Genomic DNA, 20,417 nt, shown 5'->3' on the forward strand with positions numbered 1-20,417 from the left:
GCAGGAGAACCCCCATGGCAACCGCGAAGAAGGCCGCCGCCGCGGCCACCGAGACCGCGAAGCAGAAGACGGCCGCAAAGGCAGCCACCCCGAAGGCCGCGAAGGCGGCGCCGAAGAAGGTCGCGGCCGAGGCGCAACCGGCGGCCAAGCCGGCAGCCGCCGCCAAGACGACGAAGGCGGCCGCCAAGGCCCCCGCTGCGCCGAAGGCAGCGGCCGCGCCGGCGAAGAAGACCGCCAAGACGGCTGCCCCGACGACCGCCGAAGCCGCCCCGAAGGCCGCCAAGAAGGCCCCGGCCAAAACGGCGAAGAAGGCGGCACCGGCAGCCGAGACCCAGGCGCCCGCGAAGGCCGCCAGCCAACCCGCGGCCAAGGCGACCGCCAAGACCCCGGCCAAGGCGGCCCCGAAAGCCACCGCCAAGACCGCCGCCAAGCCTGCGGCCACCAAGGCCACGGCCAAACCCGCCAAGGCGGACAAGGCGGTGAAAGCCCCAGCTGCGGAAAAACCCGCCAAAGCCGCGCCCAAGAAAAAAGCGGCCAAGGCCGCCGCCGCCCCGGCACCCAGCGCGCAAACCAAGCTCAACCCGAAAGCCGCCTGGCCCTTCCCGACCGGCCCGCGTCCCTGAGCGGGCATCCGCTGGGCCGTGGTCATCCCGCTGTCCGTCCGGACGGCGGGTTTGTCCTGTGCCTGCGGGTCAGGCGTCGAAGCGGTAGTTTTGGCCTCCGCGGGTGGCGATCTTCGCCGCCCCCATGCGGTTGCCGAGCTGCGCCGCTTCGGTGACCGACCAGCCCCGGGCCAGACCGTGCAGCAAGGCGGCCCGGAACGCATCCCCACATCCGGTGGGGTCCACGATCTCGGCCGCCGGCACCCCGGGCACGCGGATACACTCGCCGCCCTGCCACACGTCGCACCCCTGCTCCCCCAAGGTCACGACCAGGGCTCGCAGCCGCCGCGACAGCTCGGGCAAGGTCAGGCCCGTGCGGTCGCACAGCAGCCGGGCTTCGTAATCGTTCAAGGCCGCCCAATCGGCCAGATCGACCAGCCGCAGCAATTCCGCACCATCGAACATCGGCAACCCCTGGCCGGGGTCGAACACAAAGGGCACGCCCGCCGCGTGCAGTTGTTCCGCGTGTTCCCAGGTGGCCTGCTTGCCGTCGGGTGAGAGGATCGCCAGCGTCACCCCGTCGGTGGCGGTGATGGGGTTGGTGTGGGCCAGCGCCATCGCACCCGGGTGAAAAGCCGTGATCTGGTTGTTGTGGCGATCGGTCATGATCATCGCCTGGGCGGTGTAGATCTCGGGCATCAGGCGCACGGCGGAGACGTCGATGCCCAGGGCGCGCAGGCGCTGCAGATAGTGCTCGCCATCGGCGCCCAGCGCCGCCACGGGCCGCACCGCACTGCCCAGCAGCCGCAGGCCGTAGGCGATGTTGCCCGCGCAGCCGCCAAACTCGCGCCGCAATCCCGGCACCAGGAACGACACATTCAGGATGTGCAACTGGTCGGGCAGGATGTGGTCGGCAAAACGGCCTTCGAAGTCCATGATGGTGTCGAAGGCCAGGGAACCGCAGACGAGGATGGTCATGGGCAGAAGGTGAAAAACAGCGCCTCGCAGGGCGTCAGGGGTAGAACAGCACGGCCCGGTAGCCCGTCATGCGGGTTGCATCGGGGTGGTCGAAGGCCAGCTCCAGCTGCAACGGCCACTCGGCCCCCGGCGCCAGCCGCTCCAGGGGCTGTGGCCACGCGTCGGGCGTCCAGACGCGGCGCACCAGCACCTGGTCCTGCAGATCGGTCAGGGTCAGCTCCAGCGCGGGCGCCGCCACCTCGGTGTCGGCGTGGTTGCGCACCACGAGGTGAAAGCTGTAGCGGTCCGGCGCGCGCCGCAGCAGCACCGAGCCCTCGATGAGCACATCCTGCGGCCGCCGGGGCGGCGCGATGGTACACCCCAGGCGGTCGCAAAAAGCCGCCAGGGCCGGTCGGGCCGCTGGGTAGCGCGCCGCCAAGGTGTCGCGCCAGACCCACGCGATCTGCCCCGCGAGCAGCGCCGCCAACCCCAACGCCAGCAGCGCGAGGATGACGCGCACGACGGGCCTGCGCCAAAAGGCCCGCCGCCGCGCCTGGCGAACGAACGACGGCTCTTGCGCCGGCGCCGCGGTCTGCGCGACGAACGGGTCATGGTCGCCGCTCTGGTCGCCCGCCACGTCCGCCCCACCCGCCTCGACCGAGGGGGCGGCATCGTAGCCATCATCGCGCGGCTCCTGCCGGTCGGATTCGGGCTCGGGCTCGGGCTCGGGCTCGGACCATGGCGCCGGTTCGGGTTCCGGTTCTGGGGCTGGCCCGGGCTCGGCTGCCGCGTTCCCCGGCGGTTCCGCGGCGGGCATCGGTGGCGGGGCGGTCGGCTGGGGCGTTGCCTCGGGCGATGGGGGCGCTCCCCCGGGCGATGGGGGGGGCGCAGAAGGAGGCAGCGGGGCGAAGGCCGGCTGCAGATCCAGCGTGGCATCGAACACCTGCTGGCAATGGCCGCAGCGCACCCAGCCGTCGGCGATCTTGAGCTGATCCGCCACGACCTTGAAGGCCGTTCCACACGATGGGCAGCGGGTGATGAAGCTCATGCCCGCGATTATGACGGCGCCGTCCGGGGCCGCCGCGCGGCGCTCAGCCCCGCCGGGCCGTCATGAGGATCCAGCCGTCCTCGGCGTCGGTGACCGCCAGCGTCAACCACGGGGCATAGGCCTCGCGCAGTTCGTCGGCCTGGCGCTCCAGTATGCCCGCCAATACCAGATCGCCCCCGTCGTCGACGTGGGCGCACAGCAGCGGCGCCAGCACCTTGAGCGGCGTTGCCAGGATGTTGGCCAAGACCAGCCCATAGCGGCCCTGGGCTGCCTCCGGCAGGCCGGCGTTCAGGGCCACCCCATTGGCCGCCGCGTTGAGCCGGGTGGCCTCCACGGCAGCCGGGTCGATGTCCACTGCGTCCACCGTCGCGGCGCCCCGCTTGGCCGCGGCGATGGCCAGAATGCCGGAGCCGCAGCCGTAGTCGAGCACGCGCCGGCCCGCCATGTCGTGGCGGGCGATCCAGCGCAGGCACATGCGCGTGGTGGGGTGGGTGCCGGTGCCGAACGCCAGCCCGGGGTCGAGCCGGATGACGGTGCGGGCCTCGGCGGGCGGCTCGTGCCAGCTCGGCACGATCCAAAAATCGGGCGTGATTGGCACGGGGTCGAACTGGGACTGCGTCAGGCGCACCCAGTCGGTGTCGGCCACCGGCCGCACGCCGACCACCTCGCAATCGGCAAAAAAGTCCTGCGGGACGAGCAAGGCGGCCGCTTCGCGGGCCTGCGCTTCGGTATCGAACAGCGCCACCACCTGCGAGCGCTGCCACCCGGGCGCCGGCGCCGGCAGTCCGGGCTCGCCAAACAGCGCCCGCTCTGCCGGGGTATGCGCATCGGCGTCCTCGACCGAGACGCTGAGCGCCTCCAAGGCCTCCAGCGCGTCGCAGACGTCCTCCACGCGCGCCTCGGACACGCGCAACAGCAGTTCGTGCCAGCGCGCCGCGCCGGCCATCGGTTCAGCCCCGCTCACGTTGCGCCAGCCAGCTCTCGAGGTAGTGGATGTTGGTGCCGCCGGCCTCGAAGTTGGCGTCCACCATCAGCTCGCGGTGCAGCGGGACGTTGGTCTTGATGCCCTCGATCACCACCTCGGCCAGCGCACCGCGCATGCGCGCCAGCGCCTGCTCGCGGGTGTCGCCGTGCACGATGATCTTGCCCACCATCGAGTCGTAGTGGGGCGGCACGGTGTAGCCGGAATAGATGTGCGAATCCACCCGCACCCCGGGGCCGCCGGGGGCGTGCCAGGCCGTGATGCGCCCGGGCGACGGGGTGAATTTGTACGGATCCTCGGCGTTGATGCGGCACTCGATGGCGTGCCCGCGCAGCTGCAGCTGGCGCTGGGTGAACGGCAGCTTCTCGCCCGCGGCGACCAGGATCTGGGTGCGCACGATGTCGATGCCGGTGATCATCTCGGTCACCGGGTGCTCCACCTGCACGCGCGTGTTCATCTCGATGAAGTAGAACTCGCCGTTTTCGTACAGGAACTCGAAGGTGCCGGCGCCACGGTAGCCGATCTTCTTGCACGCCGCCGCGCAGCGGTCGCCGATGCGCTCGATCAGGCGGCGCGGGATGCCCGGGGCGGGCGCCTCTTCGATCACCTTCTGGTGGCGGCGCTGCATGGAGCAGTCGCGCTCGAACAGGTAGACGGCGTTGCGGTGCTGGTCGGCCAGCACCTGGATCTCGATGTGCCGAGGATTCTGGAGGAATTTCTCCATGTACACCTCGGGGTTGTTGAAGGCCGCCGCCGCCTCGCTCTTGGTGGTCTGCACGGCGTGCAGCAACGCGGCCTCGGTGTGCACCACGCGCATGCCGCGCCCGCCGCCGCCGCCGGCGGCCTTGATGATGACCGGATAGCCGATGGACCGCGCGATGCGCTTGATCTCGGTCGGATCGTCCGGCAGCGCGCCGTCCGAGCCCGGCACGGTCGGCACGCCGGCGCGGATCATCGCCTGCTTGGCCGAGACCTTGTCGCCCATCAGGCGGATCGACTCGGGCGTCGGGCCGATGAAGACGAAACCGCTCTTTTCCACCCGCTCGGCGAAATCGGCGTTTTCGGACAGAAAGCCATAGCCGGGGTGGATGGCCTCGGCGTCGGTGACCTCGGCGGCCGAAATGATGGCCGGCATGCTGAGGTAGCTCTGGCCCGACGGCGCCGGGCCGATGCACACCGCCTCGTCCGCCAGCTTGACGTACTTGGCTTCGCGATCGGCTTCGGAGTAGACGACGACGGCCTTGATGCCCATCTCGCGGCAGGCGCGCTGCACCCGCAGGGCGATCTCGCCGCGGTTGGCGATCAGGATCTTCTTGAACATGGCGCCGCCCTCACGCGAGGACGAAGAGGGGCTGCCCGTATTCGACGGCTTGGCCGTTCTCGACCAAAATTTCCTTGATGACACCTGCGCGATCCGCCTCGATTTCGTTGAGAATCTTCATCGCCTCGATGATGCACACCGGCTCGCCTTCCTTGACCGCCTGGCCGACTTCGACGAACGGCTTGGCGCCCGGGCTGGGGGCACGGTAGAAGGTACCGACCATGGGCGATTTGATCACGTGTCCCTGGATCTCGGCGGGCGCCGGCGCGGCGGCGGCCTCGGCGGGCGCGGGCGCCGTCAGAGTGATGGGGGCAGCCACCGCCGGCGCCGCCACCGGCATCATGACCGGTGCAGCCGGAGCGGCCTTGACGATGCGGACCTTGCCTTCGGCTTCGGTGATCTCGAGTTCGGAAACGTTCGACTCCGAGACCAGGTCGATGAGCGTCTTGAGTTTGCGCAGATCCATGGTGACTCCGTACTATGCACCGAATTTGTGTTGATCTTGCCGCGAACGTCGCGGAAAGAGCGCGAAATATACACGAGCCGATGCGCACCGCCCGCCCCGGGGATCGCCATGACCGATGACGACGGCGTCGCCACGATGGCCCTGCCGGGGCTGGCGCGCGCGCTGATCGCCGCGGGCGCGCTGTCCCAGCAGCAGGCCGAGACCCTCTACGCCCGTGCCCAAAGCCACAAGACCGGCTTCATCACCGAGCTGATCGACAGCGCCCTCGTCTCGCCGAGCGATTTGGCGCACACCATGTCGGTGGCGTTTGCCGCGCCGCTGATCGACCTGGACGCCATCGACCCGCAGCGGCTGCCGCACCACCTGCTCGACCCCAAGACCTGTCAGCAATACCGCATCGTGCCGCTGGCGCGCCGCGGCAGCCGGCTGTCGGTGGCGACGGCCGACCCGTCGGATCTGCAGGCGGCGGAGAAGGTCAAGTTCGAGACGCAACTGGCCGTCGACTGGATCATCGCCGAGGTGGACAAGCTCGGCAAACTGGTCGAGACCTACACCGCCAGCGCCGGGCAGGTCATCGAGCAGATCGTCGGCCAGACCTTCGACTTCGAGGCCGAAGGCATCGAGATGACCCCGGCCGAGCCGGCGGACAAGGTGGCCGCCGAGGTCGAGGACGCCCCGATCGTCAAGTTTCTGCAGAAGATGCTGCTGGACGCGTACACCATGCGCGCGTCGGATCTGCACTTCGAGCCCTACGAGCACCACTACCGCGTACGGATGCGCATCGACGGCCAGCTGCGCGAGATCGCCACGCCGCCGGTGGCGATCAAGGACAAGCTGGCCTCGCGCATCAAGGTCATCTCCAAGCTCGACATCGCCGAGAAGCGCGTGCCGCAAGACGGGCGCATGAAGCTCAAGGTCGGTCCGGACAAGGTGATCGACTTTCGCGTCAGCACGCTGCCGACGCTGTTCGGCGAGAAGGTCGTCATCCGCATCCTGGACCCCAGCAGCGCGCAGATGGGCATCGACGCGCTCGGCTACGAGCCGGACGAGAAGGACAAGCTGCTGGCGGCGATCAACCGCCCCTACGGCATGGTGCTGGTCACCGGTCCCACCGGTTCGGGCAAGACGGTGTCGCTGTACAGCTGCCTGAACCTGCTCAACCAGCCCGGCGTCAACATCTCCACCGCCGAGGACCCGGCCGAGATCAACCTGCCCGGCGTCAACCAGGTCAACGTCAACGAGAAGGCCGGCCTGACCTTCGCCGCGGCGCTGCGCGCCTTTCTGCGCCAGGACCCGGACATCATCATGGTCGGCGAGATCCGCGACCTCGAGACCGCCGACATCGCCATCAAGGCCGCGCAGACCGGCCACCTGGTGCTGTCGACCCTGCACACCAACGACGCGCCGTCGACGCTGACGCGGCTGGTCAACATGGGCGTGGCGCCGTTCAACATCGCCGCCAGCGTCAACCTGATCACCGCGCAGCGGCTGGCGCGGCGCCTGTGCCCCAAGTGCAAGGTGCCGCACCACGACCTGCCGCGCCAGGCGCTGCTGGACGCCGGCTTCACCGAACAGGACCTGGAAGGCGACTGGCAGCCGTACAAACCGGTCGGCTGCTCCGCCTGCCACGACGGCTACAAGGGGCGCGTCGGCATCTACCAGGTGATGCCCGTCAGCGAGGCGATCCAGCAGCTGATCCTGTGCGGCGCCAGCGCGCTGGAGATCGCCGAGCAGGCGCGCCGCGAGGGCGTGCGCACGCTGCGCGAAAGCGGCCTGCGCAAGGTTAAGATGGGCATCACGTCGTTGGAGGAGGTGCTGTCGGCGACCAACGACTGACGGCCCCAGTCGCCCGCGCCCGTTCATCGCCGACATCCACGGAGGGATCGCCCATGGCCACCGCACCCCCCGCCGCCCGGGACCACGTCTTCGAGTGGGAGGGCAAGGACCGCCACGGCAAGACCGTCAAGGGCGAACTGCGCGCCGCCGGCGAGGCGCAGGTGCAGGCGCAGCTGCGCCGCCAGGGCATCGTGGTGCAGAAGGTCAAGCGGCGCCGGCTCGCCTCGGCCAAGCGCATCAAACCCAAGGACATCGCCATCTTCACGCGCCAGCTGGCCACGATGATGAAGGCCGGCGTGCCGCTGCTGCAGGCGTTCGACATCGTCGGCCGCGGCAACCCCAACCCGAGCGTGGCGCGGCTGCTGTACGAGATCCGCACCGACGTCGAGACCGGCACCTCGCTGTCGGCGGCGTTCCGCAAGCACCCGGCCCACTTCAACTCGCTGTACTGCAACCTGGTGGAAGCGGGCGAGGCGGCCGGCATCCTGGAGGACATCCTCGACCGCCTGTCCACCTACCTGGAGAAGACCGAGGCCATCAAGGGCAAGGTCAGGTCGGCGCTGATGTACCCGACCGCGGTGCTGGTGGTGGCCTTCATCGTCGTGTCGGTGATCATGATCTTCGTCGTGCCGGCGTTCAAGGAGGTGTTCACCTCGTTCGGCGCCGACCTGCCGGCGCCGACGCTGGCGGTCATCGCCATGAGCGAATTTTTCGTCGCCTACTGGTGGCTGATCTTCGGCGCGCTGGGCGGCGGGCTGTACTTCTTCTTCCAGGCCTGGAAGCGCAGCGAAAAAGTGCAGCACTTCATGGACCGGCTGCTGCTGCGGCTGCCGATCTTCGGCCAGCTGGTGGAAAAATCCGTCGTCGCGCGCTGGACACGGACGCTGTCGACGATGTTCGCCGCCGGCGTGCCGCTGGTGGACGCGCTCGACTCGGTCGGCGGCGCGGCCGGCAACTCGGTCTACGCCGACGCCACCACCAAGATCCAGCAGGAGGTCGCCACCGGCACGGCGCTGACGCAGGCCATGAACAACACCGGCATCTTCCCGTCGATGGTGCTGCAGATGTGCGCCATCGGCGAGGAATCCGGCTCCATCGACCACATGCTCGGCAAGGCGGCCGACTTCTACGAGCAGGAGGTCGACGACATGGTGGCGGGCCTCTCGAGCCTGATGGAGCCGATCATCATCGTGATTCTCGGCACCATCATCGGCGGCATCGTGGTGGCGATGTACCTGCCGATCTTCAAGCTGGGCGCGGTGGTGTGAGCATGTCCGCGCCGGGGCCGGGGCGGCCGGTGGAGATGCACCGATCGGCCGCCCTGGTCGTCGATGGCAATCCCACCACCCGCATGACGCTGGCAGGGCAGCTGCGGGGCTTTGGCTTCACCTCCATCAGCCAGGCCAGCCGCATCGCCGATGCGCGGCGCGAGATCGAGCGCCACGCCTTCGACCTCGTGGTCTGCAGCGACGCCTTCCCGCGCGGCGGCTCCGGCCAGGCGCTGCTGGACGACCTGCGCCGCAGCGGGCTGCTGCCGTTCGGCACGGTGTTCATCCTCATCACCGACGAGGCCACCTACCTGAAAGTCGCCGAGGCGGCCGAGTCGTCGGTGGACAGCTACATCGTGCGCCCCTACTCCGCCGGCAGCCTGTACGACCGTATCGAGCAGGCGCAGCGGCGCAAGGCGGCGCTGTGGGACATCCACCGCGCGCTGGAAGAAGGCCGCTACGACGACGCCGTCGAGCTGTGCCTGCAGCGCTTTGCGGCCCGGGGGCCGCAGTGGTTGTCGGCCGCGCGCTGGGGGGCGGAGATCCTGCTGCGCCTGGGCCGCTTTGGCCAGGCGCAGGCCCTGTTCCAATCCATCTGGGACACCGAGCCCCACCCCTGGGCCCTGCTGGGCGTGGCGCGCTGCCAGCTCGACAGCGGGGCCACCGTGGCGGCACTGGACACCCTGCGCCATTTGATCGAAACCGCCCCCGACTACCCCGACGCCTACGACGTGCTCGGGCGGGCGCAGATGGAGCTGGGGCAGTTCGAGGACGCGCTCGGCAGCCTGAGCAAGGCGCTGGAGGCCACCCCCATGGCCATCGGCCGCCAACAGCGGCTGGGCATGCTGGCGTTCTTTCTGGGCAACCGGGACAAGGCCATCGAACTGCTGCAGCGCGCCACCTACCTGGGGCTCGACTCCAAGATGTTCGACGCCGAGAGCCTGGTGCTGCTGGCCATCGCCGCCTTCGAGCGCCGCGACCCGGCGGAACTCGAGCGCCATCACGGCGAGCTGCGCAAGCGCGCCCTGGCCAACCCCGAGGACGCGCGGCTGCAGCGCTTCGTGCAACTGGTCGATCTGCTGGCCCACGCCAACGAGCACAGCGCAGACGCCATCGCGCCCGCCCTGGCCACCATCGGTGAGACCGTCGTCGCGCCCGATTTCGACATGGAGGCCGCCTGCAACCTGCTGGCCGTGCTCGCCGCCCTGGCGCGGCACACCGCCCTGCCCGACCAAGAGGCCCTGGTCACCCGGCTGGGCCTGCGCTTTGCCACCTCCAAGGCCATGGGCGAGCTGCTCGCCAACGCCGCCAGCCACCACACCCGGTATGCCGAGCGCCTGCGCGAGTGCGAAGCCACCATGGTGCAGCGCATCGAACAGGCGCTGCGCCGCGCCAGCCAGGGCGAGCCGGTGCTGGCGCTGGCGGAGCTGTACGCCGTGGCGCAGGAGAGCTTCAACGCCCGGGCGGTGGAGACCGCCTGGCTGATGTTGCAGCGCTACGACGGCGACATCCCCAACGCCGACAGCTGGCGCACCCGGGTGGCTGCCTTGCGCCAGGCGTATGGGACGGCGCGCAACCGCCCCGCCTTGGGCGACCCGCGGCTGCGCCCCTCGGGGGGCGTCAATCTGGGCCCCATGGACCGCGCCGCGCCCCCCGCCATCCCCCCTGGGCATGCCGATAATCCCGCGCCATGAGCCTGATGGATCTGTACGGGGCCACGGCGCTGGTCATCGATGGCAATCCCACGTCGCGCTCCATCCTGGTGTCCCAACTGCGCGAGATGGGCGCCCGCACGGTGGCGCAAAGCCCCCGCATCACCGACGCCCGCCGCCAGCTCGAGTTCCGCACCTTCGACGTCGTGGTGTGCGAGCAGCATTTTCCCAACGACACGGGCACGGGCCAGGCGCTGCTGGACGATCTGCGCCGCGCCGGGCTGCTGCCCTTCGCCACCGTGTTCATCATGGTCACGGCCGAGGCGGCCTACTCCAAGGTCGCCGAGGCGGCCGAGTCCGCGCTCGACTCGTACCTGCTCAAACCCTTCACCGCCAGCCAGTTGGCACAGCGCATTGGCCAGGCGCGGCACCGCAAGACGGTGCTCAAGGACATTTTCGAGGCCGTCGAGGGCGGGCGGTATGAGCGCGCCGCCGAGCTGTGCCTGCGGCGCTTTCAGCAGCGTGACGACTACTGGCTGTATGCGGCGCGGGTCGGCGCCGAGCTGCTGCTGCGGCTGGAGCGCTACGACGAGGCCCAGCGCCTGTACGAAGCGGTGGTCGAGGCCAAAGCCATGCCCTGGGCCAAGCTGGGCGTGGCGCGCGCGCAGCTCGAAGCCGGGCAGTCGCAAAAAGCCAGCCAGACCCTGCAGGGCCTGATCAACGGCGAGCCCGGATACGCCGACGCCTACGACGTCATGGGGCGCGCCCAGATTGAACTGGGCAACTTCGACGCCGCCTTAGCCGCTTACCGCATGGCCACCGATCTGACACCCTCGTCCATCAGCCGGCTGCAGCGCCACGGCATGCTGGCGCACTACTGCGGCCAGGGCGCGCTGGCCGAGGAGTTGCTGGCGCGCTCGGTCCGGCTGGGGCTGGACTCCAAGATGTTCGATGCGCAGTCGCTGGTGCTGCTGGGCTTCATGCGCTTCGAGGCCGGGGACCGCAAAGGCCTGCAACGCTACCTGGACGACGCCCTGCGCATGGTGGAGCGCCACCCCAAATCGCTGCGGCTGCGGCGGCTGGCCCAGGTGCTGGAAATCGCCCTGCTCCTGCACGATGCGCAGGTGGCGCGGGTGCTCAGCCAGGTGCGCGCGATGATGGCCACCATCACCGAGGCGGACTTCGACTTCGAGGCCGCCTGCAACCTGACCACCCTGCTCGCCTACCAGGCCCAGCGCGCCATCCAGATCGACGAGGTCGAGGAGCGCCTGACCGTGCTGGGGCGGCGCTTTTGCACTTCCAAGGCCTTGACGGCGCTGCTGGCGCAAGCGGCCAACGCCCACCCCCCGTATGCCGAGCGGCTGTCCACCCTGCACAACGAGGTGCTGGGCATCGTGGAACACGCCATGCGCCAGAACCTGGCCGGCAACCCGCGCGCGGCCGTGCTGGAACTGATCGAGCAAGGGCGCGCCACCTGCAACGCCAAAATCATCGAATCCGCCTGGGGCGTGCTCAAACGCTATGAATCGCGCATCGACGACGCCGCGGCGCTGGCCGACGTCATCCAGCCGCTGCGCGAGCGCTACCAGTCCTACGCCAACAAATCCGTGATCGGCGACAAGGCCGCCCGGCAGGCCGGCGGGGTGAGCCTGCGGGTCATGGACGTCAAAACGGTGGAAGGCTGATTCTGCGTGTCAGGGCGACGAGGCGCCCGCGCCCCCGGCGCGCAGCCATGCGGCGATCAGGGCGCGCTCGTCCTCCGTCATCCCGGTCGCGTTGTTGAGCGGCATCTGGCGCGTGACCACCACCTGCTGATAGACGGCCTGCGCATGCTGCGCCAGCGCCGGGGCGGAGTCCAGCCGTACATTCTTGGACGCCAGCGCCTCGCCATGGCACATCACGCAGCGCTGCTGCACCACCGCCATCACCTGGGCCGCATCGGGAGGGGCCGCCATGGCCCCCGCACTGGCGGGCGTTGCCGGCCGCAGCCAGACGACGACGGCCACGATCACCGCCACGCCCACCACCGCATACGGCCACGGGTGGGCGTTGCGCCCCAGGTGGTAGCCGTGGCGCAGCACGAAAAACTGGCGAATCGCCGCGCCCGCGGCCATCAGCGCCAGCAGCACCAGCGCATTGGACGCGTGCCCGTACAGAAAGCTGTAGTGGTTGCTCAACATCGCAAACACCACCGGCAGCGTGAAATACGTGTTGTGCACGCTGCGCTGCTTGCCGCGCTGGCCATGCGCCGGATCGGGCGTCTGCCCCGCGCGCAAAGCCGCCACGACCTTGCGCTGGCCGGGGATGATCCAGAACAGCACATTGGCGCTCATGGCCGTGGCCAACATCGCCCCGACGATCAAGAACGCGGCGCGCCCCGCAAACCACTGGCACGCCAGCCACGCGGCCAAGGCCACCAAGGCCGCGACCGCCCACCCCACCTTGCGGTCACCCCCCGGCGTCTGGCCCCAGAGGCGGCAAATGCCGTCGTACAGCACCCAAAACACCACCAGAAACCCGAGCGCGGCCGCCCCGGCCATCCACGGGGCCGGCCACGCATACACCCGCGGATCGACCAGATAGACATTGGCCTGCCACAGGTAGGACACGGCAAACAGGGCAAAGCCGCTGAGCCAGGTGGTGTAGCTCTCCCAATAGAACCAGTGCAATCGCGGCGGCAGACTGGGCGGCGCCACCGCATACTTGACCGGGTGGTAGAACCCGCCGCCGTGCACCGCCCACAACTCGCCCGTGGCCCCGTCGCGGCGCAGCCGCTCGTCCGCCGGCGGCGTCAGGCTGCTGTCCAGAAAGACGAAGTAAAACGACGACCCGATCCACGCGATGGCCGCGATCACATGCAGCCAGCGCAACAAAAAATTGGCCCAGTCCAGCAGATAGGCGTCCACGGTGCGCTCCATGCGCGTCGCGCGCAGGCGTTGTGCGGCCCCCACCACCGCGGGCGCTGTGGGAGCCCCTGGCCGCGACCCGCGCACGCACCGCCCCACCCGGACGGTCCGCGCGCCCTTGCGCCGCTGCGACCCATCCGAAGTGTATACAGTTTTTGGCCGGTGGCGGCACCCGTTGCGGCCATCGGCATGGAACGGCGCGGTTTTCGGTATAATGTGCGCTTCACGGGCCGATAGCTCAGCTGGGAGAGCGCTGCGTTCGCAATGCAGAGGTCGGGAGTTCGATCCTCCTTCGGTCCACCAAACGGCAGGGTTCTTAGCTCAGTTGGTAGAGCAGCGGACTCTTAATCCGTAGGTCGTAGGTTCGAATCCTACAGGACCCACCAGCCAAATCAATGACTTAGCCCGCCACCGAGCGGGCTTTTTCATGCCCGCGGGCGTCACACGTTGAACAAAAAGTTCATCACGTCGCCGTCTTTGACGACGTAGTCCTTGCCCTCGGCGCGCATCTTGCCTGCGTCTTTGGCGCCCTGCTCACCGCCGTAGGCGATGTAGTCGTCAAACGCGATGGTCTGGGCGCGGATGAAGCCGCGTTCGAAATCCGAGTGGATCACGCCCGCCGCCTGGGGCGCCGTGTCGCCGATGTGGATGGTCCAGGCGCGCACCTCCTTCTCGCCGGCGGTGAAGTAGGTCTGCAAGCCCAGCAGTTGGTAGGCGGCGCGGATCAGGCGGTTCAGGCCCGGCTCTTCCAGGCCCAGTTCGCGCAGAAACTCGGTGCGGTCCGCCTCGTCCATGTCGGCCAGCTCGGCCTCGATCTTGGCGCAGATGGCCACCACCGGCGCGCCCTGGCGCTGCGCATAGGCGCGCAACTGGTCCAGGTAGGGGTTGCCCTCGAAGCCATCCTCGGCCACGTTGCCCACGAACATCGCCGGCTTGGCGGTGATCAGGCACAGCGGCTTGAGCAGGGCCCGCTCCTCGTCGGTCAGCTCCATCACGCGCACGGGGCGCCCTTCGTCCAGCACGGCGCGCACCCGGCCCAGCACGGCCACCATCTTGGCCGCTTCCTTGTCGTTGCCGCTCTTGGCCGCTTTCTGGTAGCGCTGCAGCGCCTTCTCGACCGTGCCCAGATCGGCCAGACACAGCTCGGTCTGGATGACCTCGATATCGGCAATCGGGTCCACCTTGCCGGCCACGTGGACGATGTTGGGGTCGTCGAAGCAGCGCACCACGTTGATGATGGCGTCCGTCTCGCGGATGTGGGCCAGGAATTGGTTGCCCAGGCCTTCGCCCCGGCTGGCACCGGCGACCAGGCCTGCGATGTCCACGAATTCGACGATCGCCGGCACGACCCGTTGCGGCCGGACGATGGCGGCCAGTTGCTGCAGGCGCGGATCGGGCACCTCCACCACGCCCACGTTGGGCTCGATGGTGCAGAAGGGGTAGTTCTCGGCGGCGATGCCGGCCTTGGTGAGGGCGTTGAACAGGGTGGACTTGCCGACGTTGGGCAGGCCCACGATGCCGCATTTGAGGCTCATGGCGGGGCGACGGGTGGGAGGTGGGCGGGGCGGCGGCACGCGCCGGCGAAAGCTGGGATTTTACCGGGGGCCGCAGGGGCCAGGCGCGGCCCGGCTGCGCGCATCCGCGCGCATCACCATGCCCCCCAATGCCCTGTGCCGCGCATGCCCTCGTGCAGCATGTGCCCGTCGCCGCGGCGCACGATGGCATTCATGCCAAAGGTGACGGCCCCCATCAGGCGCTTGTCCTGACGGTAGGTGTGCAGCAGCGGGCTGAGGCGGCCGTCCGGCACCCCCGTGGCCGGATCCACGTCGGGGATGGTGCAGCGCGCGCACGGCTTGACGAGTTGCAACGTGACGGCCGGCGCATCGGCGGGGGCGCCCTCGGCGTGCCAATCGATGCGGTCGATGCGGTCCTCGTCGTGCGGATACGTCCCACCCAGCACCAGGTTGGCGCGCAAGCGTTCGATGCCCACCGGAGGGTACCCCTGGGCCGCCAGCCGTTCGTTCAGATCGTCGAGCGACGCGCTGGAGACCACCAGCAACGGAAAGCCGTCACCAAAGGTATTGGGGGCCTCGACCCCGCCCGTCCAGCGCAGCGAGGACAGGCGCCGCTCCTGCGGATCGAACCGCACCAGCCGCAGGGGCCCCAGGCCCGGCGGCAGGTCCGCGCCCAAAAAGTCGGTGAACCATTGCGCCGCGACGTCCCCCATGTCGTAGGCGTCCACCGCATCGTCCCAAATGCGCACGCGCCGCGGCGACTCGGCCGCGTCGAGCGCGAGGTGCAGCGACAGCATGCCTGGCGCGCGCAGCTCCAGCCGCCCCATGCGCAGGCGCGGCTGGATCAAGGCCATGCGCGGCAGCTCGCGCTGCGAGACGAACTCGCCGTCCGCATCCACCACCATCCAGGTGCGGTCCCACTCCAGGCCCGTCTCCAGCAGCTCGACCGAGCGCAAACGGATGCCGGCACAGGACTTGACCGGGTAGATCCACAGTTGATCCAGGGTGAGCGGCAGCGTATCGGGGGCGTCGTTCATGGCGGTGAGCCCTGTGGCGGGGTGATCGGCAAGCCGCCATTGTGCCCACAGTCGTACCGACGCCTACAATGCCTTTATGACCAAGACCTACGACGTGGCGATCCTGGGAGGCGGCATCGTCGGCCGCACGCTGGCGCTGCTGCTGGCGCGCGAGCGCCTGCGCGTCGCGCTGGTCGAGCGCCCCCCCGCGGGCGGGGCGACGGCGCCGGACATCCGCGCCTACGCCCTCAACGCCGCCTCGCGCGCGCTGTTGGAATCGGTGCGTGCCTGGCCAAACGAGGGGGACACCGTCACGCCCGTGCGGCACATGTGGGTGGCGGATGCCGACCCGATCCCCGACGCGGACGGCATCGACGCCGCGGCCGCCGTGCGCTTCGATGCCGACACGGCGGCGCCCCACCCGCTGGCGTGGATCGTCGATGTGCCCGCGCTGGAAGCGACGCTGGCGCAGGCGGTGGCCTTCCAGCCGGGCATCGAACGGCTGACCGACGACGGCGGGGTGCGACCCAAAGCCGCCCTCACCGTCGTCTGCGAAGGGCGCCGCAGCGCCACCCGGGCGGCCGAAGGATTGGCCTACGACAGACGCCCCTACCCCCACACCGCCATCGCGGCACGGCTGCACTGCGAGCGCCCCCATGGCGCGGTGGCGCGGCAATGGTTCTGCGGGGACAGCATCCTGGCACTGCTGCCCATGGGGGGAACCGAGGGGCAGACGGTGGCCCTGGTGTGGTCGGTGCCCCACGCCCGCGCGGCCGACCTGCTGGCGCTGCCACCCGACGCCTTTGCCCAGGCGGTGCAGCAGGCGTGCGCGGCGGCCCTGGGCCCCATGCGCACGCTGGGCCAGCCGGCGGGCTGGCCGCTGGAGCTGTCGATCGCCCGCCCCTGGGTGCGTCCGGGGCTGGCGCTCGCGGGGGATGCCGCCCACGCCATGCATCCACTGGCGGGCCAGGGCCTCAACGTCGGACTCGGCGACGTGGCCGAGCTGGCGCGCGTGCTGCGCGAGCGCGAGTACTGGCGCCCGCTGGGCGACCTGCGCCTGCTGCGCCGCTATGAGCGCGCCCGCGCCGCCCCCGTGTCCGCCATGCAAACCGCCACCGACACCCTGTACGGCCTGTTCGGCAGCCCCGACGCACGACTGGCCGCGCTGCGTCGCTGGGGGCTGCGCGCGGTGGACCAGCTGGAACCGATCAAACACTGGTTCATCCAACAGGCAGCCGGCCAGCCCGTCACGCCCCACCCTTGATGGCCCCACCCGGGCCACCCCTTTCTTGCCGAGACCTCACATGACCCGTTCTGCCCTGCCCGTCCTGCCCGCGGTGCGTCGCCTCACGCTGGGCCTGGTGGGCGCTGCGCTGCTGGCCACCGCTGCCCACGCCAACGAAGCCGTCATCCGCAAAAACCTCAGCGAGCGCCTGCCCAACCTGCCGCGCATCGACGAGGTGCGCCCCACCCCCATGCGCGGCCTGTTCGAGATCCGCATCAACGGCACGGACATCCTCTACACCGATGCCGAAGGCAATTACCTGATCCAGGGCGCCCTCATCGACACGAAGGCGCGCGTCAACCTGACCGACGAACGGCTGGAGAAGCTCACCGCCATCGCCTTCGACGAACTGCCGCTGAAGGACGCCTTTACCGTGGTGCGCGGCAACGGGCAGCGCAAGCTCGCCGTGTTTGCCGACCCCAACTGCGGATTCTGCAAACGCTTCGAGCGGGATCTGGCCAAGCTGGACAACGTCACCATCCACACCTTCCTCTACCCCGTGCTGGGCAAGGATTCGGAGCAAAAATCCCGCGCGATCTGGTGCGCGCGCGACCGCAACAAGGCCTGGGACGACTGGATGCAGCGCGGCGTGACCCCGCCCGAGCCCAAGGCCGACGCCAAGTGCGACACCACGGCCCTGGAGCGCAACATCGCCTTCGGCCAGAAGTACCGCATCACCGGCACCCCGACCACCATCCTGGCCAATGGCACGCGCCTGCCGGGCGCGGTGGGGCTGGACCGCCTGGAGCCGCTGCTGGCCCAAAGCGGCGGCGCCAAATGACCCCTCGCTGCCCCGCCCCGGCCCGCCACCTCGGCCCGCCGGCGGCGCTGCGCTACACCGTCGAGGTGGCCGATGTCCACGCCCACCTGTGGCGGGTCACGTTGGCGATCGACCGCCCCGCGCCGCGGCAGCGCGTCAGCCTGCCGGTGTGGATTCCGGGCAGCTACCTGGTGCGGGAGTTTGCCCAGCACCTGCAGCGCCTGCAAGCGGCGGTGGATGGGCATCCGGTACCCCTGCGCGCGCTGGACAAAAACACCTGGCAAGCCGAGTTGGACGCGGAGGCCGCCGCCCGCACGCTGACCTTGCAGTACGAGGTTTATGCCTTCGACCCCTCGGTGCGCGCCGCCTACCTGGATGCGCGGCGGGGCTTTTTCAACGCCACCAGCCTGTGCCTGCGCGTCCATGGGCGCGAAGACGAACCGCACGCCCTGACGCTGGCCGGCAGCGACGCCACCCGCGGCTGGCGCGTGGCCACGGCGTTGCGCCCCTGGGCCCCGGCTGCGGGTACGCGGCCGCGGAGGGCCCCAGGCTGGCGCTGGGCCGCCGGAGACGGCTTTGGCACCTACCTGGCCACGGATTACGACGAACTGGCCGACAGCCCCGTGGAAATGGGCGACTTCTGGTGCGGCGACGTCGTGGTGCGGGGGGTGCCCCATCGCTTCGTCGTCAGTGGCGCGGTGGCCGGCTTCGACGGCGAGCGGCTGCTGCGCGACACCGCGCAGGTGTGCGAGGCCGCCATGGCCCTGTGGCACGGGCCCGACGGCGCGCCCCCGATCGACCGCTACCTGTTTTTGCTCAACGCCACGCAGGACGGCTATGGCGGTCTGGAACACCGCCACTCGACCGCGCTGGTCTGCGCCCGCACCGACCTGCCCCTGCAGCCGCTGCCCGGCCCGCGGGCGCCGGACCAGGCGCCTGCGCCGCTGCGCGCGGGCGACGGCTACACCACGCTGCTGGGGCTGATCAGCCACGAATATTTCCACACCTGGAACGTCAAGCGGCTGCGCCCGCGGGAGTTCACCCGCTACGACTACGACCGCGAGAACCCGACCGAGCTGCTGTGGTTCTTCGAGGGCTTCACCAGCTACTACGACGACCTGCTGCTGCTGCGCGCGGGGCTGATCGACCAAGCCACCCATTTGCAGTTGCTGGCCAAGTCCATCAACCATGTGCTGCAAACCCCGGGGCGGCAGGTACAGAGCGTGGCGCAGGCCAGTTGGGACGCCTGGATCAAGTACTACCGGGTGCAGGAGAACACGCCCAACGCGACCGTCAGCTACTACGCCAAAGGCGCCCTGGTGGCCCTGTGCCTGGATCTGACGCTGCGCATAGAGGGGCGAACCACCCTGGACGACGTGATGCGTGCGCTGTGGCAGCGCTGCGCGGGTGGGCCCATGCGCGAGGCGGACCTGCGCGCCGTGCTGCGCCGCCTGGCCGGCCGCGATCTGGGTGCCGAACTGGACGCCTGGGTGCACGGCACCGACGAGTTGCCCCTGCGCCCTCTGCTGGAGCGGCATGGCGTGCGCTGGATCGAGGAGCGCGCGCCCTTGGCGCAACAGCTCGGTCTGCGCGTGGACGAGGCCAGCGGCATCCGCCTGCGCAACGTGCTGCGGGGCGGGGCGGCCGAGGCAGCCGGCCTGGCCGCCGGAGACGAATGGCTGGCCGTGGAACGCGCGGGTGAAATCTGGCGCGTGCGACGGCTGGACGACGTGGCCCTGCATGCCCGCGGGCTGACCGCGGACGAACCCCTGGTGTGCTGGGTGGCCCGCGATGGCCGCGTGCTGCGCTGCCCGCTCCAGTGGCCGGCGCCAGCCACCACCGTGCAGCTGCAGCCCGCCCCGGCCGAGGCCCGGGCCGACCTCACTCCCCGCGAAACTGCGGCGCGCGCTTCTGCAGGAAGGCCGTGACGCCCTCCACGTAATCGTGGCTGCGGCCCAGCGCGGCCTGGCAATCGCGCTCGGCGTCGAGCTGCTGTTCGAACGAGCGCTGCAGCGCACCGCGCAGCAGGTGCCGCGTGCTCACCAGCGCCCGCGTCGGCATGGCGGCCAGGCGTTCCGCCATCGCCAGCGCCGCCGCCAGGGGATCGTCGGCTACCGACCAGATCAGCCCCCAATCGCGCGCCTGCTCCGCCGGCAGCTTGTCGCCCAACATGGCCAGGGCCATGGCCCGCGCCAGCCCCAAGCGCTCCACCGTCAGCCAGCTCCCGCCCGCGTCGGGAATCAGCCCGATCTTGCTGAACGCCTGCACGAAGCTGGCGCCGGGGGCGGCAATGGCGATGTCGCACGTCAGCGCCAGGGATACGCCAGCCCCGGCCGCCACCCCATTGACCGCCGCCACCGTGGGCACGCGCAACTGCATCAGCGCGCGTGCACTGGGGTTGAAGCAGGTCTCGATGATCGGTCCGGGGTTGGCGCGTTCCAGCATGTCGGGGCCGGGGGAGAAGTCCAGCTCCGACAGGTCCAGCCCGGCGCAAAAGCCGCGTCCGGCGCCGGTCAGCACCAGGGCTCGGATGCCGCGGTCGGCCTCCACGTCGGCCAGCGCGCGCTGAAACGCCTGGTGCATGGTGCGGGTAAAGCTGTTGAGCGCCTGGGGGCGGTTGAGCGTGAGCACGGCCACCGCGCCGCGGCGCTCGAACAGAATCTCGTCGGCCCCCGGCGCGGCCGCTGGTTGCTGGGTCATGGGGAGTCTCCTCTGGCTCGGGAACGGGCGGCCAGCCATGCCGCCGCGATGCACGAATCGTAACCCGCCCGGGCGGCCGGCCATGGCCTCCGCCACCGCCGGTG

General features: G+C 70.0%; 17 protein-coding genes and 2 tRNA genes. 10 read left to right on the forward strand and 9 right to left on the reverse strand.

What is annotated here, in order from left to right; translation table 11 throughout:
• Positions 1-14: 14 nt before the first annotated feature.
• On the forward strand, positions 15-623 hold the full coding sequence (locus Tfont_RS02810) for a histone (RefSeq protein WP_143968303.1): 609 nt from the start codon (positions 15-17) through the stop codon (positions 621-623).
• A 69-nt stretch (positions 624-692) separates the two neighbouring features.
• Here Tfont_RS02810 and Tfont_RS02815 read toward each other — a convergent pair whose 3' ends face one another.
• From Tfont_RS02815 to accB, 5 genes are read right to left on the reverse strand one after another with little or no spacing between them, the layout of a single operon-like run.
• Positions 693-1,580, reverse strand: a complete 888-nt coding sequence (locus tag Tfont_RS02815) for a carbohydrate kinase family protein (RefSeq protein ID WP_068608478.1) — start codon at positions 1,578-1,580, stop codon at positions 693-695.
• Between the two features lie 34 nt (positions 1,581-1,614).
• A complete protein-coding gene (locus tag Tfont_RS02820; protein ID WP_143968304.1) occupies positions 1,615-2,607 on the reverse strand; it encodes a zinc-ribbon and DUF3426 domain-containing protein in 993 nt (330 codons plus the stop codon).
• 43 nt (positions 2,608-2,650) lie between these two features.
• Entirely contained in the window at positions 2,651-3,553 is a 903-nt protein-coding gene (gene prmA, locus Tfont_RS02825; protein WP_143968355.1) for a 50S ribosomal protein L11 methyltransferase, read from the reverse strand.
• A gap of 4 nt (positions 3,554-3,557) precedes the next feature.
• Positions 3,558-4,910: an acetyl-CoA carboxylase biotin carboxylase subunit gene (gene accC / locus Tfont_RS02830; protein ID WP_143968305.1), complete on the reverse strand. Its 1,353-nt coding sequence runs from the start codon at positions 4,908-4,910 to the stop codon at positions 3,558-3,560.
• A gap of 10 nt (positions 4,911-4,920) precedes the next feature.
• Complete coding sequence (gene accB, locus Tfont_RS02835) at positions 4,921-5,376, reverse strand: acetyl-CoA carboxylase biotin carboxyl carrier protein (RefSeq protein ID WP_143968306.1); 456 nt, start codon at positions 5,374-5,376, stop codon at positions 4,921-4,923.
• Between the two features lie 108 nt (positions 5,377-5,484).
• Here accB and pilB point away from each other — a divergent pair, with 108 nt between their 5' ends.
• Genes pilB through Tfont_RS02855 form a run of 4 tightly spaced genes read left to right on the forward strand, consistent with a single transcriptional unit; the run spans position 5,485 to position 11,817 of the window.
• The gene (gene pilB / locus Tfont_RS02840; RefSeq protein ID WP_260682234.1) at positions 5,485-7,212 is read left to right on the forward strand and encodes a type IV-A pilus assembly ATPase PilB; all 1,728 of its coding nucleotides are present in this window, start codon (positions 5,485-5,487) and stop codon (positions 7,210-7,212) included.
• 53 nt (positions 7,213-7,265) lie between these two features.
• Positions 7,266-8,480, forward strand: a complete 1,215-nt coding sequence (locus Tfont_RS02845; protein ID WP_143968307.1) for a type II secretion system F family protein — start codon at positions 7,266-7,268, stop codon at positions 8,478-8,480.
• A gap of 2 nt (positions 8,481-8,482) precedes the next feature.
• Positions 8,483-10,174, forward strand: a complete 1,692-nt coding sequence (locus Tfont_RS02850; protein WP_143968308.1) for a tetratricopeptide repeat protein — start codon at positions 8,483-8,485, stop codon at positions 10,172-10,174.
• Positions 10,171-11,817: a response regulator gene (locus Tfont_RS02855; protein WP_143968309.1), complete on the forward strand. Its 1,647-nt coding sequence runs from the start codon at positions 10,171-10,173 to the stop codon at positions 11,815-11,817. Before Tfont_RS02850 ends, Tfont_RS02855 begins: the two co-directional genes overlap by 4 nt.
• 9 nt (positions 11,818-11,826) lie before the next feature.
• Here Tfont_RS02855 and Tfont_RS02860 read toward each other — a convergent pair whose 3' ends face one another.
• Positions 11,827-13,086: a urate hydroxylase PuuD gene (locus Tfont_RS02860; protein ID WP_185974455.1), complete on the reverse strand. Its 1,260-nt coding sequence runs from the start codon at positions 13,084-13,086 to the stop codon at positions 11,827-11,829.
• Positions 13,087-13,265: 179 nt separating this feature from the next.
• Here Tfont_RS02860 and Tfont_RS02865 point away from each other — a divergent pair.
• Both Tfont_RS02865 and Tfont_RS02870 read left to right on the forward strand, forming a co-directional pair.
• Positions 13,266-13,341 (forward strand) — tRNA-Ala (locus Tfont_RS02865).
• Positions 13,342-13,348: 7 nt separating this feature from the next.
• Positions 13,349-13,424, forward strand: a tRNA-Lys gene (locus Tfont_RS02870).
• 54 nt (positions 13,425-13,478) lie between these two features.
• Here the strand turns inward: Tfont_RS02870 and ychF are convergent.
• Complete coding sequence (gene ychF, locus Tfont_RS02875; RefSeq protein ID WP_068608459.1) at positions 13,479-14,573, reverse strand: redox-regulated ATPase YchF; 1,095 nt, start codon at positions 14,571-14,573, stop codon at positions 13,479-13,481.
• 113 nt (positions 14,574-14,686) lie between these two features.
• On the reverse strand, positions 14,687-15,589 hold the full coding sequence (locus Tfont_RS02880; RefSeq protein WP_143968311.1) for an MOSC domain-containing protein: 903 nt from the start codon (positions 15,587-15,589) through the stop codon (positions 14,687-14,689).
• A 76-nt stretch (positions 15,590-15,665) separates the two neighbouring features.
• Here Tfont_RS02880 and Tfont_RS02885 point away from each other — a divergent pair, with 76 nt between their 5' ends.
• The 3 genes from Tfont_RS02885 to Tfont_RS02895 are packed head-to-tail and all read left to right on the forward strand — an operon-like array spanning position 15,666 to position 19,541.
• Positions 15,666-16,832, forward strand: coding sequence for an FAD-dependent oxidoreductase (locus tag Tfont_RS02885; protein ID WP_143968312.1), 1,167 nt, complete (start codon positions 15,666-15,668; stop codon positions 16,830-16,832).
• Positions 16,833-16,872: 40 nt separating this feature from the next.
• Positions 16,873-17,634 carry a DsbC family protein gene (locus Tfont_RS02890; RefSeq protein WP_143968313.1) on the forward strand — a complete coding sequence of 254 codons (762 nt, stop codon included), beginning with the start codon at positions 16,873-16,875 and terminating at the stop codon, positions 17,632-17,634.
• Entirely contained in the window at positions 17,631-19,541 is a 1,911-nt protein-coding gene (locus Tfont_RS02895) for a M61 family metallopeptidase (RefSeq protein ID WP_143968314.1), read from the forward strand. Before Tfont_RS02890 ends, Tfont_RS02895 begins: the two co-directional genes overlap by 4 nt.
• Here the strand turns inward: Tfont_RS02895 and Tfont_RS02900 are convergent.
• Positions 19,495-20,313, reverse strand: coding sequence for an enoyl-CoA hydratase-related protein (locus Tfont_RS02900; RefSeq protein WP_143968315.1), 819 nt, complete (start codon positions 20,311-20,313; stop codon positions 19,495-19,497). The two genes, Tfont_RS02895 and Tfont_RS02900, sit on opposite strands and share 47 nt — an antisense overlap.
• Positions 20,314-20,417 lie beyond the last annotated feature (104 nt).

The organism is Tepidimonas fonticaldi, assembly GCF_007556755.1.
Taxonomy (GTDB): domain Bacteria; phylum Pseudomonadota; class Gammaproteobacteria; order Burkholderiales; family Burkholderiaceae_C; genus Tepidimonas; species Tepidimonas fonticaldi.

Bases quoted from the DNA above. Each gene is read 5' to 3' on its own strand.
- Tfont_RS02810 (WP_143968303.1), top strand. From the start codon at position 15: ATGGCAACCGCGAAGAAGGCCGCCGCCGCGGCCACCGAGACCGCGAAG.
- Tfont_RS02815 (WP_068608478.1), bottom strand. From the start codon at position 1,580: ATGACCATCCTCGTCTGCGGTTCCCTGGCCTTCGACACCATCATGGAC.
- Tfont_RS02820 (WP_143968304.1), bottom strand. From the start codon at position 2,607: ATGAGCTTCATCACCCGCTGCCCATCGTGTGGAACGGCCTTCAAGGTC.
- prmA (WP_143968355.1), bottom strand. From the start codon at position 3,553: ATGGCCGGCGCGGCGCGCTGGCACGAACTGCTGTTGCGCGTGTCCGAG.
- accC (WP_143968305.1), bottom strand. From the start codon at position 4,910: ATGTTCAAGAAGATCCTGATCGCCAACCGCGGCGAGATCGCCCTGCGG.
- accB (WP_143968306.1), bottom strand. From the start codon at position 5,376: ATGGATCTGCGCAAACTCAAGACGCTCATCGACCTGGTCTCGGAGTCG.
- pilB (WP_260682234.1), top strand. From the start codon at position 5,485: ATGACCGATGACGACGGCGTCGCCACGATGGCCCTGCCGGGGCTGGCG.
- Tfont_RS02845 (WP_143968307.1), top strand. From the start codon at position 7,266: ATGGCCACCGCACCCCCCGCCGCCCGGGACCACGTCTTCGAGTGGGAG.
- Tfont_RS02850 (WP_143968308.1), top strand. From the start codon at position 8,483: ATGTCCGCGCCGGGGCCGGGGCGGCCGGTGGAGATGCACCGATCGGCC.
- Tfont_RS02855 (WP_143968309.1), top strand. From the start codon at position 10,171: ATGAGCCTGATGGATCTGTACGGGGCCACGGCGCTGGTCATCGATGGC.
- ychF (WP_068608459.1), bottom strand. From the start codon at position 14,573: ATGAGCCTCAAATGCGGCATCGTGGGCCTGCCCAACGTCGGCAAGTCC.
- Tfont_RS02880 (WP_143968311.1), bottom strand. From the start codon at position 15,589: ATGAACGACGCCCCCGATACGCTGCCGCTCACCCTGGATCAACTGTGG.
- Tfont_RS02885 (WP_143968312.1), top strand. From the start codon at position 15,666: ATGACCAAGACCTACGACGTGGCGATCCTGGGAGGCGGCATCGTCGGC.
- Tfont_RS02890 (WP_143968313.1), top strand. From the start codon at position 16,873: ATGACCCGTTCTGCCCTGCCCGTCCTGCCCGCGGTGCGTCGCCTCACG.
- Tfont_RS02895 (WP_143968314.1), top strand. From the start codon at position 17,631: ATGACCCCTCGCTGCCCCGCCCCGGCCCGCCACCTCGGCCCGCCGGCG.
- Tfont_RS02900 (WP_143968315.1), bottom strand. From the start codon at position 20,313: ATGACCCAGCAACCAGCGGCCGCGCCGGGGGCCGACGAGATTCTGTTC.